The organism is Kitasatospora sp. McL0602, from assembly GCF_052076145.1.
In the GTDB taxonomy this organism is placed as follows: Bacteria; Actinomycetota; Actinomycetes; order Streptomycetales; family Streptomycetaceae; genus Kitasatospora.
In genome coordinates, this window is record NZ_CP197246.1 from 3,427,406 (window position 1) to 3,444,996 (window position 17,591).

Here is a 17,591-nt window from a genome sequence, read left to right on the forward strand (position 1 = left end):
GCCTGTGAGCCACCTGAGCCCAGCAATCCGGACATCTCCAACCAAAGCCGGACCTCGACGCCAAGCCCTCTACCTTCCACTGGCCAACCGTTGATCCAACTCCCAGGGACTTCCCAGCACATCCGGGTGCGGTTCTGACCCAGCAACGGGAAAGGCCCTGTGCCTCCACCGACCGGAATCCGGTGGGGGAGGCACAGGGCCTTGCGGGTGGTGCCGCCGGCTACCCGATCAGGGCGGCGAAGAGCGGCAGCCCTTCGTCATCGATCCGGTAGGGCGCTGCCAGCACCTTCAGCCAGTCGAGCCGCTCGGCAGCGGACATGGTCCGCCACTTCGGGTGCGTCACCGCATAGCTGCTCAGCATCGCGACGTGGCGCTCCGCCTTCGAGATGCGGTACAGCTCGCGCCACCTGTCGGCCCGTGCCTGGTCCCCCGCCGAGATCCAGTAGGTCTCGACCGCAGCGAGCAGGCTGTTCATGGCATTCGCCAGGACGGGGCTTCCGAGGTAGACGTCGGCTTCCTCCTCGCCGCCGAACTTGAAGACGACGAGGGCACGGAGAGCTGTTTCGAGCTCCTGGACGGTGTTGAACTGCGCTGTTGGCATCATTGGAATGGGTTCGGCCCTGCGTAGATGATGTTGGACGACGGGACTCGCACCGTCCCCAGGTTGATCAGCTCGTTCGGCTGCTCACCCTGGACGAAGTTGGTGCCTTCGGGGTTCTTGAAGACGATGACGTAATCACCCTTGCCCGCGTACTTGGGGTTGCCGATGAAGAGGTTCTGCTCCGCCTCGGCAGGGGACTGGATGTCCTGCGTCGCGAACACCTTCCCACGTGCGTTCGCCCGGAGGGTCACGCCCTGGTCGCCCACCGACTCGTTGAAGCCGGCCTCGTCGGTGTAGTGGAAGAGCGTGCTGTCCCCGAGGTTCTCGGAGATCGCGTCCACGCTGCCGATGAGCGGGCAGGCACCGGAGTTGTGCACCAGCACAGCGGTGGAACCCGCGACCACATAGTACGTGTGGAGATCGTCGACGGTCAGGTTGTAGGTGACGACCTGCTGGTGGTAGCTCCGGACAGCGGCCAGCGTGACGGTGTCGCCGGCGGAGGTGCGCAGCTTCTCCCCGACCCGCAGGTCGGCCGCGTCGGTCCAGCGGTGGGTGGTCTCACTCCAGAACGGGTGGTGCTGGGTCGTGGTGATGGCCGCGGCACCCTGGAGGGTCAGGTCCGTGAAGTCCTTGTCGTCAAGGGTGACGATGACGTCTGTGACCTTCTTTGCCCCGGTGGCACCGGTCTGCGGGTCGGCCGCCTGGACGGTGTCTCCGACCTTGACCTGCTGGATCGCCTTAGTGGAGCCGTCCCCGAGCAGGACGAGCGTCCCGGCCGGGAAGCTGTGCGTGATGCACGCGGTCGCGGCGTCCTCCGCCACCACTGCGGCATCGAGCTCCCGCAGGCCCTTGACGATCGCTCCCTCCGCACCGACGGCGAGAGTGACCAGGCTGGCCAGCGTCTCACCGTCGCCGTACATGTCGCTGTGGATGTCGGCGCCGTGGGACGCGGCGTACTTGTCCCACTTCTCCGCGAGGTGCGCGGCGCAGGCGTCCTCCTGGAACCAGCAGCCCGGACCCACCTTGGAGATGAAGTCCAGCGTCGACGGGACGAACCTGGGCATGCCCCAGAGCATGTCCTTGCCGGAGCCGGTCGGCACCGGGGGCAGCGAGTCGCCCTCGCAGTAGTTCGCTCCCATCGCGTAGTAGCACTTGCGCTCGGCCGGCTTGGCCGCGGGCTTCGGAGGTGCCGCCTTGACGTGGACCTTGAAGCTGAAGATGTGCGGGTGCTGGTTGAACTCGATGTGGTCGACCTTCGCGTCCCCGTTGGAGTCGGGCTGGAAGATCTGGGTGTACGTCCAGTCCCCGGGGCCACCGCTCCAGAGCTCGATGCGGCCGTCGTTGCACGGGCCATCGCACGCCCCGAGCGGGCGGGTGCCAGTCGGGTCGCTGAGGTAGGTCGGGGCGTTGTCGGAGTAGGCGTAGCCGTTCCACTGCTGCGGGTCCGTGGGGACGAGCAGCGGGTCGGGGTTGATGAACCGGCCGGTGGCCGGCTGGTACTCGCGGGCCCCGAGGTTGGTCAGGCCGGTGGTGTCGTCCTTGATCCCGCCGACGAAGCCCTTGTCACCCGCCCAGGTGGAGGGCTGACTGCCGCGCGGGTTGCCGAACGGGTCCATCGGGCGGCGGGTCTCGGTCAGCGTCGTGGCGTCGAGCGCCAGGGTGTTGCTGCCGTGCGGGTCCGCGACCTGGAAGGTCATGGCCGTACCGGCCCGGACAGCGGTCAGCCCGTCCGGCAGCCCGTAGTAACGGGTGTCCGTCAGTGCCTTGGTGTTGGTGTCGTAACTGACCTCGTCCGCGCCCAGGAAGATGGTGGTCTTACCGGGGCTGTGCCGCACCAGCAGCGAACCGTCCGCACCGTAGATGTAGCCGGTGGGACCGGTCGTGCCACTGCTGGTGAGCGAGGCCAGTCGGCCCTCGAGGTCGTAGGACAGCGTGGAGGTGCCGGCCCGGTTGGTGATGGAGGTGGTGTTGCCATCGGCGTCGTACTGGTACGAGGTCGCGCCGGGGTTGTTGGTGCCGGTGGAGGTGCTGCCGAGCAGTGCGTGCGGACCGCCGGTGCCGCCGCCCGTGTTCGGGGCGGTGGTCTTCTGGTTGGTCTGTCCGGCGGCGGGGAACGACTGGGTGATGGTGATGTCGTTGGCGGTGTTGCCCGCCGGGTCGTGCTGGACGAGGCCGGTCCGGTTGCCGGTGCCGTCGTAGGTGTAGCTCTGCCAGTACGGGGCTGGGCCGCCGACGGTCGTCTTGGAGGGGGCGACCACGCCGCTGGTCGGGCTGGTGTTGGTGCACCCGCCCTGGGCGGCGATGGACGGCTGCGGCTTGGTGGTCACCGAGCCGTTGTCCGACCAGGCCGTGGAGAGCCGGCCCAGGTAGTCGTAGCTGAAGCACTGCAGGTCGGTCTGGGCCGGGAGGTTGTCCGGCACGTTCTTGATCGACGTGACGTGGCCGACCTGGTTGTAGGTGTAGCTGGTCTGCTGGGTGGCTCCCGTCGAGGCGGTCTGCTTGTCGATGTACTGCGACAGGACACGGCCGGTGGCGTCGTCGTAGTTGACCGTCGAGACGATCTGGGTCCCCCACGGGTTGACCGTGGTGCGGACCGCACGCCCGTAGGCGTCGTAGTCAGTCTGCAGGTCGTACGTGGTCGAGGCCGAGCCGAAGGTGCGCATCGGACCGTTGTCGTCGTACGAGTAGTTGAGGACCTCCGCCGCCTGGTCGGCCACCGCGAAGGTGGACGACTTGGTCAGGCCACCGGTGTTCGGGTCGTACAGCGCCCGGGTGTTGTAGGTGAAGGCGGCGGTCTGGCCGACCTCCTTGCCCGGGATGGTCACGGTCGTGCCGGTGGAGCGGTAGCCGTTGTCGTAGCCGAACACCTTGAAGGTGTAGGCGTCACCGGCGGTGCCGCCGACGTACCGGGTGGTGGTGGCGGGCTTGCCCTTGCCGTTCGCGATCGAGTCGTACGTCCAGCCTGCCTGCTGCTTGGTCGAGTCGGTCGTCGACGTCCCCGCGAACAGCCCGGTCTGGCGGCCGATCAGGTCGTAGCTGCGGCTGAGCGTGGTGCCACGGCCGTCGACCGAGGTGAGCAGGCGGCCGTCCGCGTCGTAGCTCGCCGTGCCCGCACCCGAATCCGGGTCGGTGGTGGCAATCTGACGACCACGCAGGTCGTAGGAGTACGTCCAGGTGTTCTTGCCGGTGGAGTCAGTGCGGGAGGCGGTCAGACCGCCGTCGGTGTAGCTGGTGGTGGTGATGTCCGCGTCGGCGGCGTTGCCGGTGGCGGTCGCCGTGCGGTACTGCCACAGCTGGGTGGTGCGGCCGCGCGCGTCGGTGACGGTCGAGGTCGCGCTGCCGCCCTGGACGGGATTGTTGTCGACCCGGTCGACACCCGCGTACACGGCGGTGCTCCGCCACTGCTCCTGGCCCAGTGAGAGGAAGACCTTGGCGGTCGGGCGGCCCTGGCCGTCGAAGACGGTCCGGTCCTGGTTCGGCACCTGGGCGTCGGTGGTGGTGAACAGGGTCACGTTCGGGCCGGTGTCGTCGTTGTACCAAGCCGGGTTCGACTTGACCGCCCAGCCGTGCGAGTCGTAGTAGGCGTCCGAGATCATCCGGCCGTGGTACGAGGAGAGACCCGGGGTGGCCTGGGTCTGCCGCAGCCGGGCGAGCCCGTCGTAGAGCTGGACCGTGGTGGTGCCGTAGGTGCCCTTGGAGCCCAGTACCGCGCTGGTGACGGTGGTCGGCCTGCTGGTGCCGTTGATGGCGTAGCTGTAGGTCTTGTTCGCCGGACTGGTGGTCGGCTGGCCCGGGAGCCAGACGGCGGTGAGCCGGCCGAGCGCGTCGTACGCCTGGGTGGTGGTCTTGCCGTTGAGGTCCGTGCTGGCCAGGGCCAGGGCGCGGGCCGGGTCGAGCGTGGTGGTGGCCGTCCAGTCCGTGGTCGAGCCTGGTGCCGGGGAGGTGACCGAAACGCTGCTCGGCAGCTCACCGGCGTTGGCCGGGGTGTAGACCGTGGTGGTGGTCGCGCCGCTCGGGTGCTGGGTGTCGGTCACGTTCGGGTCGGTGGCGGAGGTCGCCCGGCCGTAGGCGTCGTAGCCGCTGCTGCCCCGGGTGGCGTACTGGGCGGTGCCCGTGCCGTCGTAGTGGTCGAGCAGCTGACCGGTGGTCAGGTCGCCCGCCGCACCGGCCTGGCCGAACGGCTGGCCGTCGTACAGGCTGCGCTGGCCCGCCACCGTGTTCGCCGCACCGGGGGTCTGCGAGCACCGGCCGGAGAGGGTGACCTTCTCGCTGACCAGGCTGCGCAGTTGGGGGTTGGTGCTGGTGGCGTACTTGGTGTTGGTGCAGAGCTCGGGCAGGCCGTCGGCGGTGTCGTCGGAAGTGACGGGCCGGTTGCCGTTGGCCGGGTCGGAGGTGACGGTGGTGGCCGTGGTGCGCCAGCTGCCGTCGGCCTTGAGACCCTTGCTGGTGCTGGTGGTCGTGGTCGCCGCGAAGCGGGCCACGAGGTTGGGCAGGCCGGAGCCGCGCACGTGGGTGGCGGTGGTGGACGGGCCGGTGGCGCGGTTGACGGTGTACCCGGTCAGGGTGCCGCCGGCCTGCGTGTAGCTGTCCGCCTCCAGCGTCTGGCCGCCGAGCCAGTCGTCGTCGGTGACGTTCTCGCCGAGGCTGTCCGCGACGGTGATGCTGCGGGTGGAGCCGGAGGCGAGCACGTCGCCGTTCATGCCCTGGAGGTAGACGGTGCGGCTCTGGCCCTTGGGGCCGTCGTTGCCGTCGCCGGTGGTGGTGGTGACGCCTGCGAAGCCGCGGAACTGGTCCCAGGTGCGGGTCTTGGTGTCGGCGAGCGCGGAGTCGTTGCGGTGCCAGGCGGCGGGGCCGTAGCTGTAGTTGGTGATCTTCTGCGGGGAGCCGCCGACCAGGTCGTTCTCGGTGATGTCCTTGACGGTGTACCGGTTGAACCAGTCGTCGACGGGGTCGGCGCCGGAGGCCGAACCCGGCGGGTACCACTTGACGTTGTAGCAGGTGGTGGTGTTGCTGTCGGCCGAGGTCGGCATCACGTGGTTCAGCCGGGAGCAGGCGGGCAGGTTGTAGTCGACGTTGGTCTGCTCACCGGTCTCGGTGGTGAGCATCTGGATGCGCGGCCGGTTGTACGCCTGCGGGGCGGGGACGAGGTTGGTGCCGTCGACCCGGTTGGGGAGCATCACGGAGGTGAAGCTCGTCGCGGGCATGGTGATCGGCGTGCCGTCCTGGCCGGTTCGCTGGATGCTCGACAGGAACAGCGAGGGCTTGGTGCCGTCCCCCGGGTCCGGGAAGGAGTGGTTCAGCGCGTAGCTGTCGACGTTCTTGTACGTGCCGCCGGAGAGGATCTGGGTGGAGATCGACGCGAGGCGGGTGTTGGACCAGTACGACGGGCCGACGTTGGTGCAGGTGCCGGTGGAGGCGCAGTTCTGGTCGTACGGGACGTCGGGCCAGTGCGAGGCGTTGGCTGTGCTGATCGTCGCGCCGGCGCAGGTGAACCCGCCGGCGGTGGAGCAGCGGCCCTCGGGTGCGGAGTTGAAGAGCACCTTGGCGGCGGGCTTGTTGGCGCCCTTGGCCGCGACCTGGTCGGAGAGGCGCTGGCCGTAGGCGACGGACACCAGCGAACCGCCGCGGGTGTAGGCCGTGAGCGTGCCGTTGCCGTTGTTCTGGCCGCCGCCGCGCTGGTAGTAGTTGGCCTCTGCGGCGTAGTTGTACGTCGTCAGGTTGCCGTGGCTGTCGACCGCGTAGTCGAGGTTCCACCGCCAGGCCTGGTTGCACCAGGACGCCGCGCCCTTGGCGGAGTCGTAGCAGGGCTGACCGGCCGTCGGGGAGTAGACGGGGACGGACCAGGCGGAGTTGGTGGCGGGGTCGGTCTTGTCACCGCCGGGTAGATGGTTGAGGCCGAAGTAGAAGGCGTTGCCGTCGTTGTCGCTGACCTTGACGTACTCGCCGTTGTTGGCGCCGTTGCTGGCGCCGGTCAGGAATTCGATCTTGGTGCCGTCGTCGTTCTTCAGGTGCCAGACACCCGAGGAATCGTCCTTGACCAGCTCGCCGGAGTGCCCGGCCAGCGAGAGGCTGGCATTGTCGCCCGCCCAGCACTGGTCGGCGGAGCCGGTGATGCCGTGCTTGTCGCAGCCGAAGTAGGAACGCTCGATGAAGCCGGGGTTGTAGTCCCAGCCGTCACCGATCCACGAGGACTGGGAGTTCGTCGACGACGTACGCCCGTCCACCGACGCCGAGTCGTAGCCGAGGCCGATGGTCGGCGCATTGCCGCCGAGGGCGGGCGGCACCTGAACGGTGTAGTTGTAGGTGAACGATCCGCTGGCGTTGCCAGCCGTCCAGCTGCCGCTCGGGGCGAGGCTGGTGGCGCTGTACGTACCGTCACCACCGGCCGAGCCGCCACCCGTTGCGGCGGCTGCCGCGAACAGACGCGGAGTCACCGAACCGGCCTTGGCCGTCGGTGAGGGCGAGGCCGTCGCCTTGGACGGCGCCCACTCGGCGGGCACCTGGTAGTGCGGCTTGGCCGCCACCGCCTTGGGTGCCGGCTTGCCCTTGACCGCCTTGGTCTTTGGCAGCGCGGTGTCGGCCGGGCTCCAGATCTTGTGCGGATCGGCCGTGGCCGCCAGCGCCGGAACAGCCGGCGAAAGCAGCGAGGCGAGGACCGCCAGAACGCCTATCGCCGATGTTCTTGATCGATTTCGGGACCGCCGGAAATCCGGAAGTCTCGCACCACCCAACGTCCTAGCCATACGAACTCCCGTGCTCAATTTCAGTTCTGACGATTCGCGCGCGCGCGAATCCCGCGAACCTTATGTTGATCACATACGAGCACGTCAACATGATCATGAATGCACGGAAAGTGACGCATCACACACCGCAGTCAAAGCATTCCTTGATCACCCAAAGTGGACATCGATCTTGGTTTCTGCCTTGACGGAACATTAAGGAAAACCTCATTGTCGTCCTCGATCTCTGAGTCAAAACCGCCGGTACACGAACCTTGGAACGACAGTGCAAAAACTGACGTCGAGTCAATTTCCGATATTTTCCCGACGCAGTCGCCTGCGTCCTATGGCTGTGCTGGCAGCCTTCGCGCTCTCCACCGGGCTGCTGGCTGCTGCTCCGGCCGCCTGGGCCTCGGGCCCGGCCGATCCGGACGCGGCGATCGCCGCCGCCGACGCCGCGCACGCGAAGGACACGCCGCCCACCGGAGCCGACAGCTTCAAGCAGGTCAGCGGTGACGCGACCGCCCAGGCGCTCGCGCAGGCGAAGGCCACCGGCAAGGACGTGCCGGTCCCGTCGCTGACCACCGAGTTCACCGAGACCGTCGCCACGGCGGCCGGGCACCTGAGCCAGACCCAGCACCCGCTCCAGCAGCGGGTGAAGAAGGGCGGTGCCTGGCAGGAGCTGGACGCCACCCTGGCCACCGGCCCCGGCGGCACCGTCGCGCCGAAGACCGCCGCCTCCGGCCTCACCCTCTCCGGCGGCGGCAGCGGCCCGCTCGCCACCATGACCTCCGCCGACGGCAAGCAGCTCGCCATCAGCGCGCCGTTCGCCTCGCTGCCCGTGCCCGTCCTCAGCGACAGCACCGCGCTCTACCCGGACGTCGCCCCCGACACCGACCTGCGCGTCTCGGTCAGCAAGCAGGGTGGCTTCTCCACCGTGCTGATCGTCAAGACCCCGCAGGCCGCGGCCAACCCGGTGGTCAAGAACCTCAAGTTCACCACCGCCACCAAGGGCGTCACCGTCGCCGCCGACACGGGCGGCAACCTCAAGGCCACCGACAGCAAGGGCCAGCCAGTCTTCACCGCCCCGGCCCCGCTGATGTGGGACTCCACCAGCACCCCGAGCACCAGCACCCCGAGCACCAGCACCGCGAGCACCGCTGCCGCGCCGAAGACCGCCGCCGCACCGATGGCCCGCAGCATGGCTGCCCCGGCAGCGCCCGGTACCCCGGCCGCCCCGGCTTCGGGGAAGAACGCCGCGAGCACCCCCGACGGCCCCGGCACCGGCGCCAAGCTGGCCCAGATGCCCGTCAGCGCCAGCGGCGCGACCGTCGGCCTGACGGCCGACCAGTCGATCCTGACCGACCCGAACACCAAGTTCCCGGTCTACATCGACCCGTCCTGGGTGCCCGCCAACATGGGCAAGCAGTCCTACACCTGGACGCAGCAGGCCTTCCCCAACACCAGCAACTTCAACAAGTCCTCCAGCGCCGACATCGACCACCCCGGCGTCGGCTACCAGGGCTGGAGCTCCCCGTACGGCATCGAGCGGGCGTACTACCAGTTCGACGTCTCGGGCTACAAGGGCGTCGTGATCAACAAGGCGACGCTGCGGGCCGACGAGTACATCTCCTCGGACTGGTCCTGCAGCAACACCTACGGCGTCGGCGCCTACCTCTCGGCAGCGTTCGACGGCAGCACGACGTGGAACCACTCGCCCGCCCGGTACGACTGGCTGGGCTCCCCGCAGGTCCCCGGCTCCGGCCAGAACGGCTGCTACAACAACGTCCCCGTCACCTGGGACGCCACCACGGTCATCAAGAACGGCACCGCCGCCGGGTGGAACCTCGCCGCCTTCACGCTCCAGGGTGACGAGAGCAACCGGAACGCCTTCAAGCGCTTCGACTACAACGCCTCGCTCTCCATCGAGTACGACCGCGCCCCGAACGTGCCGACCAACCCGCACCTAGGCCCGGTCTCCCCGCACACCGCCAACCCGGCCGGCTCCAGCGAGACCTGCAACGGCAACGCGCTGAGCAGCTGGAGCTGGATCAACAGCGACACCGCCAGCCTGAACCTCAACGTCTCCAGCCCGACCCAGGGTCAGCTGGCCGCCTGGGTGCACATCTGGGACTTCGCGCAGAGCGGCTCGCCCGACATCAGCTCCGGCACCACCGGCCTGGTCAACAGCGGCTCGGACGCCTCCTGGCAGCTGCCCGCGAACTCCCTCCAGGACGGCCACTGGTACGGCTGGGGCGGCTTCGCCAACGACACCCTGCCCGGCGTCAGCTGGGTCCAGATGAACGGCGACTGCCACTTCCGCGTCGACCGCACCCCGCCGACCGTGACCTTCCCGGCCACCGTCGCGGACCCGACCAAGCAGTTCCCGATGTCCGGCAACGGCCAGGTCCCCGGCCTGTACGCGGGCCAGACCGGCACCATCCCGTTCACCGCCACCGACCCGAACCCCTCGGGCCTGCAGACCTCCGGCCTGGCCTGCCTGCGCTGGAGCTTCGACCCGCAGCTGACCGGCGCGGCCTGGCAGTGCGGCGGCGCCATCCCCTCCGGCGGCATCTCCGTCACCCCGACCCGCTGGGGCACCAACCTCCTGTACGTGCAGGCCGAGGACAACGCGGGCAACCTCTCGCAGGTCTCCTCGTACGCCTTCTACGCCCCCTGGAACCCGAACGGTCCGGCACCGGCCTTCGGCGACATGACGGGTGACAGCTCGCCGGACATCCTGGTGCGCCACCCGGACGGCGGCCTCTACACCCACAACGCCCCGGCCGGCACCCAGGCCGGCAGCGCCGCGGTCACCCTCTCCGCGCTGCCCGCCGACTCCCCCGGCAAGGACTCCTGGGCGAACTACCAGATCACCCACCGCGGCAGCGTCCGGGGCAGCAAGAACGTCGACGACGTCATCGTGCACAAGAACGGCGACGCCTCGCTGGTCGCCTACCTGAACCCGGGCAACAACGCGCCCGTCGGCCGGATCAACAGCAGCGTGCCGCTGACCCGCCCCGACTGCGTCGTCACCACCAACAACCCGGACTGCACCGGCTACGCCGGCACCTGGGCGGGCGTCACCCAGATCGCCGCCCTCGGCGACCCGATGCACAGCAACCTGGGCCAGGCGGGTGCCTTCCAGGACCGCACCGGCCTGTTGACCACCGAGAACGTGGGCTCGGGCGACGCGGCGCTCTGGTACTTCCCGATGATCAGCGACAACACCCTGGGCCGCCCGGTCAAGCTGGCCGGCACGGGCTGGGCGAACCGCGACCTGATCTCCCCCGGGGACTGGAACGCCGTCGGCCACCCCGGTCTGTGGTCCCGCAACCGCACGACCGGTGACATCCTCGGCTACACCTTCACCACGGGGTCGGACAGCTTCGTCGACGACTTCTCCGGCTCCAGCGTCACCTGGAACACCGTCACCAAGATCGACACAGGTCTCAAGCTCGGCAACCTGCCGGCCAGCCCCTGGTCCGTGATCGGCTCCGAGGGCGACCTCAGCGGCGACGGCCTGGTCGACCTCTGGGCGCTCGACGCCACCAACGGCCTGACCATCTGGCCCGGTCACTCCGCCGCCGGTACGAAGGCCGTGACGGACTTCAACGCCCCGTACGGCATCGGCAGCACCAACGTCGCCACCGACCAGTGGCGCCTGAACGGCACCAGCGCCCCGAGCATCACCCCGGACGCCACGGGCCAGCACCCGGGCACCGTCAAGGGCGGCGTCACCTTCCCGACCGACACCGTCGCCGGGCGCAGCACCACCGTGGCCGCGCTCGCGGGCGGCGCCGCCGAGATCGACACCGCCGGCATGTCGGTCGACACCCGGCAGTCCTTCACCGTCTCGCTCTGGGTCAAGCCGAGCGCCCTGGGCAGCCCGGTGATCAGCCAGGACGGCACCAGCGCCAGCGGCTTCGCGATCTGGCCCGAAGGCGGCGACTCCACCTGGCGCTTCGGCATGGGCCGCAGCGACGACAACGGGTGGAACTACGACCAGACCGACTACCGCAGCCCGGCCGCCCACGCCCAGACCGGTGTCTGGACCAAGCTGACCGCGAGCTACAACTCCGCGACCGGCCAGACCAGCCTCTTCGTCAACGGCATCCTGGCGGGCACCGGCTTCCACACCACCCAGTCGGGCATCACCGGCCCGGTCGTCCTGGGCCGGTACAAGTACCAGGGTGCGGGCAACTCGTTCTACAGCGGCAGCATCAGCGACGTCGCGGTCTACAACACCCCGACGGTGCCCGGCTCCTCGCCGAGCGCCATCACCTCGGGCGTCCAGGCCGGCCGCTGCCTGGACGACAACAAGGCCGTGATCACCGACGGCAACCCGGTCCAGATCTGGGACTGCAACTCCACCAACGCCCAGACCTGGACGGCGGGCACCGACGGCTCCATCCAGGTCCTCGGCCACTGCCTGGACGACTCGAACTCGGGCACCGCCAACGGCACGATCATCCAGCTCTGGACGTGCACCGGCTCGCCCGCCCAGAAGTGGCTCCCGCGCGGTGACGGCTCCATCGTCAACCCGCAGTCCGGCAAGTGCCTGGACATGCCGAACGCCAACGTCACCAGCGGCACCCGCCCGCAGCTCTACGAGTGCAACGGCACCCCGGCCCAGAAGTGGGTCTTCACCCCGGTGAACTGATCACCGAGGACCAACCCCAGGAGGGGCGCGGCGACCATCACCTGGTCCCCGCGCCCCTCCTGGTTTCCCGCCCTGCGTCACACCATCAGGTGACAGCGGCCGTTCCCGGAGCCGGATAGCGTGGCCCGCATGAGTACCTCCCCGCACAGCGGGCCTGCCGACTACGAGCATGTGGAGAACCCGGAGCTGGCACTGAAGTACGCCATCCAGCACCTGTCCGGGGAGCGCGCCGAGATCATCGAGGGAGTCATCACCCCCATGTCACCGAGCTGGGCCCACGAGAACGCGGCCGACCTGATCCGCGAGCAGCTCGGGCCCCGCATGCGCGAACTCGACTACCGCGCCGGATCCGGCAACCTCGACCTGCCCGGCAGTGAGAACTACTACATTCCCGACCTCGCGGTCGTCCCGGCCGCTCTGGCCAGGACCGAAGGGCCGCTCCTCCCCGACCAGACCCTGCTGGTGGTCGAGGTGACCTCACCGTCCAACGGCGATACCGACCGGACGGTCAAGCGCCGTCGCTACGCCCAGTACGGCGCACCGCTGTACCTCCTGGTGGACCGCCAGGAGCAGACCTGCACGTTGTTCTCCCAGCCGGGCCGGCTCGGTTACACCCGGGCCGAAGGACCGCACCCGTTCGGCGTGGTCATCCACCTGCCGGACCCCTTCGGGCTCGCCCTCGACACCAGCGGTCTGTAGGTGGGGCCCGCCCGAGCGGGCCCCACCACAGCCCTACAGCTCCTTGCGGAAGGTCTCCGCCGCCGCGAGGAAGAGGTCGTTGCCCGCGACCTCGCCGATCGTCACGCGGACGCCCTCGCCCGCGAACGGGCGGACGACGACCCCGGCCGCGCCGCAGGCCGCCGCGAAGTCCATGGTGCGCTCGCCCAGCCGCAGCCAGACGAAGTTGGCCTGCGAGTCGGCGAGCTCCCAGCCCTGCCGGGTCAGCTCGGCGGCGACCCGGGTGCGCTCCTCGACCAGCGCCTCGACGCGCACCAGCAGGGCGTCCTCGGCCCGCAGCGAGGCGACGGCCGCGTCCTGGGCGAGCTGGCTCACGCCGAACGGGATGGCGGTCTTGCGCAGCGCGGTCGCGACGGGCTCGTGGCCGATCGCGAAGCCGACCCGCAGGCCGGCCAGGCCGTACGCCTTGGAGAAGGTGCGCAGCACGCAGACGTTCGGCCGGTCGCGGTAGATCTCGACGCCGTCCGGCACGTCGGCGTCGCGGATGAACTCGCGGTATGCCTCGTCCAGCACGACCAGCACGTCGCCGGGGACGGCGTCGAGGAAGCGCTCCAGCTCGGCGCGGTGGATCGCGACGCCGGTGGGGTTGTTGGGGTTGCAGACGAAGATCAGCCGGGTCCGGTCGGTGACGGCGGCCAGCATCGCGTCGAGGTCGTGCGCCTCACCGGCGGTGAGCGGCACGGGCACGGGGGTGGCGCCGGCGACCTGGGTGATGATCGGGTACGCCTCGAAGGAGCGCCAGGCGAAGATCACCTCGTCCCCCGGGCCCGCCGTGGAGAGCACCAGGGACTGCGCCACGCTGACCGAGCCGGTCCCGACGGCGACGTGCTCGGCGGGGACGCCGAACCGCGCGGCCAGCTCGGCGACCAGCTCGGTGGCCGCCATGTCGGGGTAGCGGTTGAACGAGCCCGCCGCGCCGATGGCCGCGTCGAGGACGCCGGGCAGCGGCTCGTACGGGTTCTCGTTGGAGGACAGCTTGTACGAGTCGGCGCTGGCCGGCTTGCCGGGCCGGTAGGTCGGGATGCCGTCCAGGGTCGGCCTGAGGCGGGGACCCTGCGCTGCCGTACCGCTCACGGTGCACTCCTTCTGTGGTTCTTGTCGTTCGGCGCATCGGTGACGCCGGGGTCTCCGCCGTACCGAGCCCGAGGCCGCGGCACCCGTGACCACCCCGGTCGGGTGCCCCGAACGATACTGGCCGCCCTCACCCGTAGGGGTGAGATGCTCGTCCGGGTCACAGGTGCAGATCAGCCATTCTGCCGGGTTCCTATGGCACATGTCAGAGGTAATAAGGCCGAATCGAGGCGGGTATCCAAGGAACCTCTCGCGGTCGGCTCACGGAGAAACGGTTCTTCTCCGTCTCGGTACGCCCCGGTCACAGAGAGCCGCCATGCGCCATACGATCGGTCCGCCATGACAGCAGCAGCCAACCAGAGCGGTCGACGACCCACCACCTCGCGGCGTCTGGAGCGGGCCGGCATCCGGGATGTGGCAGCAGCCGCCGGAGTGTCGATCACCACGGTCTCGGACGCCCTGAACGGTAAGGGACGCCTTCCCGACGAGACCAGAAGCCGAGTGCGCGAGGTAGCGGAGCGCCTCGGCTACCGCCCGTCCGCCGCCGCCCGGACCCTGCGCACCGGACGGTCCGGGCTGATCGGACTGACCGTCACCACCTACGGCGAGGAGCCGTTCACCTTCACCGAGTTCGCCTACTTCGCCGAGATGGCGCGCGCCGCGACCAGCGCGGCCCTCAGCCGGGGGTACGCCCTGGTGGTGCTCCCCGCGTCGTCCCGGCACGACGTCTGGAGCAACATCGCCCTGGACGGCACCGTCGTCATCGACCCGCCCGACCAGGATCCGCTGGTCAGCGAGCTCTACCGGTCCGGCGTGCCGGTGGTCAGCGACGGCAAGCCGGGCAACTGCCCGGTCACCGCCTGGGTCGACAACGACCACGAGGCCGCCGTGCTCGGCATCCTCGACCACCTCTCCGAAGCCGGGGCTCGCCGGATCGGCCTGCTCACCGGCACCTCCACCGACACCTACACCCGGCTCTCCACCGACGCCTACCTCGGCTGGTGCCGCCGGGTCGGCCAGGAGCCGGTCTACGAGACCTACCCGGCGCACGACCCCGCCGCCGGAGCCGTCGCCGCCGACCGCCTGCTCGCCCGCCCGGACCGTCCGGACGCGGTGTACGGGCTGTTCGACCCGAACGGCACCGACCTGCTCGCCGCCGCCCGCCGGTACGGGCTGCGGGTGCCCGACGACCTGCTGCTGGTCTGCTGCAGCGAGAGCGACGTGTACGCCACCACCGAGCCCCCGATCACCACCCTCTCGCTCAAGCCCCGGCGGATCGGCACCACCGTCGTCAACCTGCTCATCGACGCCATCGAGGGAGTCGACTCCGGCACCGGCGTCGACGTCGGGCGGCTCTTCCCGGCCCGCTTCCGCACCGCCGGGACGGGGCCGCCACCGGGCACCCTGATGCCGACGGAGCTGATCGTCCGGGCGTCCTCGCAACGCCGCAGCCCCCGAACGACCGTCAGCCCGCCCCGCCCTCCGGGCGAGGTCTAGACCACCCCATGCCGGGACAGACCGGTGCAAAACCGCACCCTTGACCAGGGCTCCCGGTGACTCTCCCGACGATTGGATACCGACCAGGTGAGGACGCCGGGAGAGTGGTCTTCCTATGATGGGCGAATGACACCCGAGGACCGCTTCCCCGGGCCTGAACTGCCCGACTCAGGCCCCCGCCACCAGCAGGACCTCGACGTGCTCCCGTACGGCTCCTACTACGACCCCCCCGAGCCCGACCCCGGGTACGGCTACACCACCACCAGCGGGTACGGCGGCGCGCGCTTCCTGGAGCAGCACTGGCCGACGGCCAGTCAGCCCGAGCTCGCGCCCGAGCCCGCCCCCGAGCCGTCCCAGCCCGCCCCGCACCGGCCCTCCGCCGAGGACCCGCCGACCATCGAGCTCGGCCCCACCCTCGGCGAGCTCGCCGAGGAGCTGAACTACCCGTACCCGCAGCCCGAGCCCGGCGAGGCGCCCGGCCCGCTCTACGTGGTCGGCGACGTGCACGGGTACCTCGACGAGCTGCTCGCCGCGCTGCACCAGCAGGGCCTGATCGACGCCGAGGGCCACTGGTCCGCCGGGCGCTCGCGGCTCTGGTTCCTCGGCGACTTCACCGACCGGGGCCCGGACGGCATCGGCGTGATCGACCTGGTGATGCAGCTCGCCGCCGAGGCCGCCGCCGCCGGGGGCTACTGCCGCGCCCTGATGGGCAATCACGAACTGCTCTTCCTGGGCGCCGCCCGGTACGGCGACGAGCCCGTCCAGTCCACCGCGGGCACCGCCTCCTTCCTCGCCGCCTGGCGCCTCAACGGCGGCCAGCAGCAGGATCTCGAACGCCTGGAGACGCACCACGTCAGCTGGCTCTCCCGGCTGCCCGCGATCGCCCTGGAGGACGACCACCTGCTGCTGCACTCGGACACCACCGCCTACCTGGAGTACGGCGCGTCCATCGCCGAGGTCAACGACGCCGTCCACCACCTGCTGGCCGACGAGGGCGCCGACGAGTGGTGGGACTGCTTCCGCCGCTTCACCAAGCGCTTCGCCTTCCGCGGCGACGCGGGCCCGACGGCCGTCCACGAGCTGCTCGGCGCGTACGGCGGCCGCCGGGTCGTGCACGGTCACAGCCCGATCCCGTACCTCACCGGCTCGACGCACCTGGACGACGGCACCCCGCCGCACGTGCCCGGCCCGTACATCTACGCGGACGAGCTGGCCATCGCCATGGACGGCGGCGTCACCATGGAGGGCCGCCTGCTGGTCGCCCGACTGCCGCTCAACTGAACGAGCAATTCGACGACCGGGCGAACAACTGAACAACTGCCAGAAGCTGCACGGGGCCTGACAACACTGAAAATCCGGAAACCGACTGTCACCCGGTCGGTGACCGCCCCTACCATCAACTCACCCACCCGTGCCATCCGTCCAATCCACCTCCGTGACCAAGCGGAACGGGGTACCCATGACAGACACCCCGCACCTGCCCGCCGAGGACCGCCCGGATTTCCAACGGGCCCTCGACGAAGCACTGCGTGACCGAGCCGTACTCGACGCCCTGAGCGCCTCCGGGCCGCACCTCAACTCCGAGCAGCTGCACACCAAGACCCTGCTCGCGGCCGACGAGATCGCCGCCGTCGCCGCCGACGAGCACCAGCACTACACCGCCCTGCGCACCGCCCTCCGGGAGCCCGCCGACCGCCGGCCCGGCCTCTCCACCCGGCTCCGCTCCGAGGACGGCGCCGGGTTCTTCCCGGTGCTCACCGTGCTCACCCCCGTCCTCGCCTGGGCCGCGGCCGCCATCCTGCTCCTGATCGGGTACGGGCTGCGCGCGAGCAGCCCCGATCTCGCGCTCGGGCAGGCCCTGCTGACGGCCGGTTGGCTGCTGCTCGCGATCGGCGCCGCCGCTCTCGTGGTCGGCACCGTCGGGCTGCTGCTCACCGCCCTGCGGGACGGCTCCGCACCGCCCGACGGCCAGGACCCGCAACTGCGCGAGGACGTCGCCGAGGCCCGCCGGGTCTGGCTCCGGGCGCTGCGCGAGCACGGCATCCTGCCGTACCTGCACGCCAACCTGACCTCCGAGCCCGCACTCTCCGCCCAGCCCGGTGTCCTGCCCGCCGCCCGCCCGGCCCCGCCGGGCTACACCAGCCCCGGCTACCGCAGCGCGACCTGGAGCAGCCCGGGGTTCAGCAGCCCCGGCTCCGAGGGCATCACCGACCCGGACGGGCGCGAGCCCCGCGCCGCCGAATTCAGCAGCCCGGGATACAGCTCACCCGACTTCACCGGCCCCGACGAGGTCTGAGCCCCC

At 70.1% G+C, this 17,591-nt stretch carries 8 protein-coding genes; 5 read left to right on the forward strand and 3 right to left on the reverse strand.

Annotated features, from left to right (window positions below; genetic code table 11):
- Positions 1–220: 220 nt before the first annotated feature.
- Complete coding sequence (locus ACR68M_RS15485; protein WP_441251078.1) at positions 221–601, reverse strand: hypothetical protein; 381 nt, start codon at positions 599–601, stop codon at positions 221–223.
- Positions 601–7,125, reverse strand: a complete 6,525-nt coding sequence (locus tag ACR68M_RS15490; protein WP_441251079.1) for a polymorphic toxin-type HINT domain-containing protein — start codon at positions 7,123–7,125, stop codon at positions 601–603. The genes ACR68M_RS15485 and ACR68M_RS15490 overlap by 1 nt, the downstream gene beginning before the upstream one ends.
- Positions 7,126–7,666: 541 nt before the next feature.
- On the opposite strand from ACR68M_RS15490, the gene ACR68M_RS15495 reads away from it, so the two are divergent.
- Both ACR68M_RS15495 and ACR68M_RS15500 read left to right on the forward strand, forming a co-directional pair.
- Positions 7,667–11,983 carry a ricin-type beta-trefoil lectin domain protein gene (locus tag ACR68M_RS15495; RefSeq protein WP_441251080.1) on the forward strand — a complete coding sequence of 1,439 codons (4,317 nt, stop codon included), beginning with the start codon at positions 7,667–7,669 and terminating at the stop codon, positions 11,981–11,983.
- Between the two features lie 129 nt (positions 11,984–12,112).
- Entirely contained in the window at positions 12,113–12,682 is a 570-nt protein-coding gene (locus tag ACR68M_RS15500; RefSeq protein ID WP_441251081.1) for a Uma2 family endonuclease, read from the forward strand.
- Between the two features lie 33 nt (positions 12,683–12,715).
- Here the strand turns inward: ACR68M_RS15500 and hisC are convergent, their stop codons facing one another.
- Positions 12,716–13,795, reverse strand: a complete 1,080-nt coding sequence (gene hisC / locus ACR68M_RS15505) for a histidinol-phosphate transaminase (RefSeq protein WP_441251082.1) — start codon at positions 13,793–13,795, stop codon at positions 12,716–12,718.
- A 336-nt stretch (positions 13,796–14,131) separates the two neighbouring features.
- On the opposite strand from hisC, the gene ACR68M_RS15510 reads away from it, so the two are divergent.
- From ACR68M_RS15510 to ACR68M_RS15520, 3 genes are all read left to right on the forward strand, one after another.
- Positions 14,132–15,289, forward strand: coding sequence for a LacI family DNA-binding transcriptional regulator (locus ACR68M_RS15510; protein WP_441251083.1), 1,158 nt, complete (start codon positions 14,132–14,134; stop codon positions 15,287–15,289).
- Between the two features lie 126 nt (positions 15,290–15,415).
- Complete coding sequence (locus ACR68M_RS15515) at positions 15,416–16,570, forward strand: metallophosphoesterase (protein WP_441251084.1); 1,155 nt, start codon at positions 15,416–15,418, stop codon at positions 16,568–16,570.
- A gap of 178 nt (positions 16,571–16,748) precedes the next feature.
- Complete coding sequence (locus ACR68M_RS15520; RefSeq protein WP_441251085.1) at positions 16,749–17,585, forward strand: hypothetical protein; 837 nt, start codon at positions 16,749–16,751, stop codon at positions 17,583–17,585.
- Positions 17,586–17,591 lie beyond the last annotated feature (6 nt).

Bases quoted from the DNA above. Each gene is read 5' to 3' on its own strand.
- ACR68M_RS15500 (WP_441251081.1), top strand. From the start codon at position 12,113: ATGAGTACCTCCCCGCACAGCGGGCCTGCCGACTACGAGCATGTGGAG.
- ACR68M_RS15485 (WP_441251078.1), bottom strand. From the start codon at position 601: ATGCCAACAGCGCAGTTCAACACCGTCCAGGAGCTCGAAACAGCTCTC.
- ACR68M_RS15520 (WP_441251085.1), top strand. From the start codon at position 16,749: ATGACAGACACCCCGCACCTGCCCGCCGAGGACCGCCCGGATTTCCAA.
- ACR68M_RS15510 (WP_441251083.1), top strand. From the start codon at position 14,132: ATGACAGCAGCAGCCAACCAGAGCGGTCGACGACCCACCACCTCGCGG.
- ACR68M_RS15515 (WP_441251084.1), top strand. From the start codon at position 15,416: ATGACACCCGAGGACCGCTTCCCCGGGCCTGAACTGCCCGACTCAGGC.
- ACR68M_RS15495 (WP_441251080.1), top strand. From the start codon at position 7,667: ATGGCTGTGCTGGCAGCCTTCGCGCTCTCCACCGGGCTGCTGGCTGCT.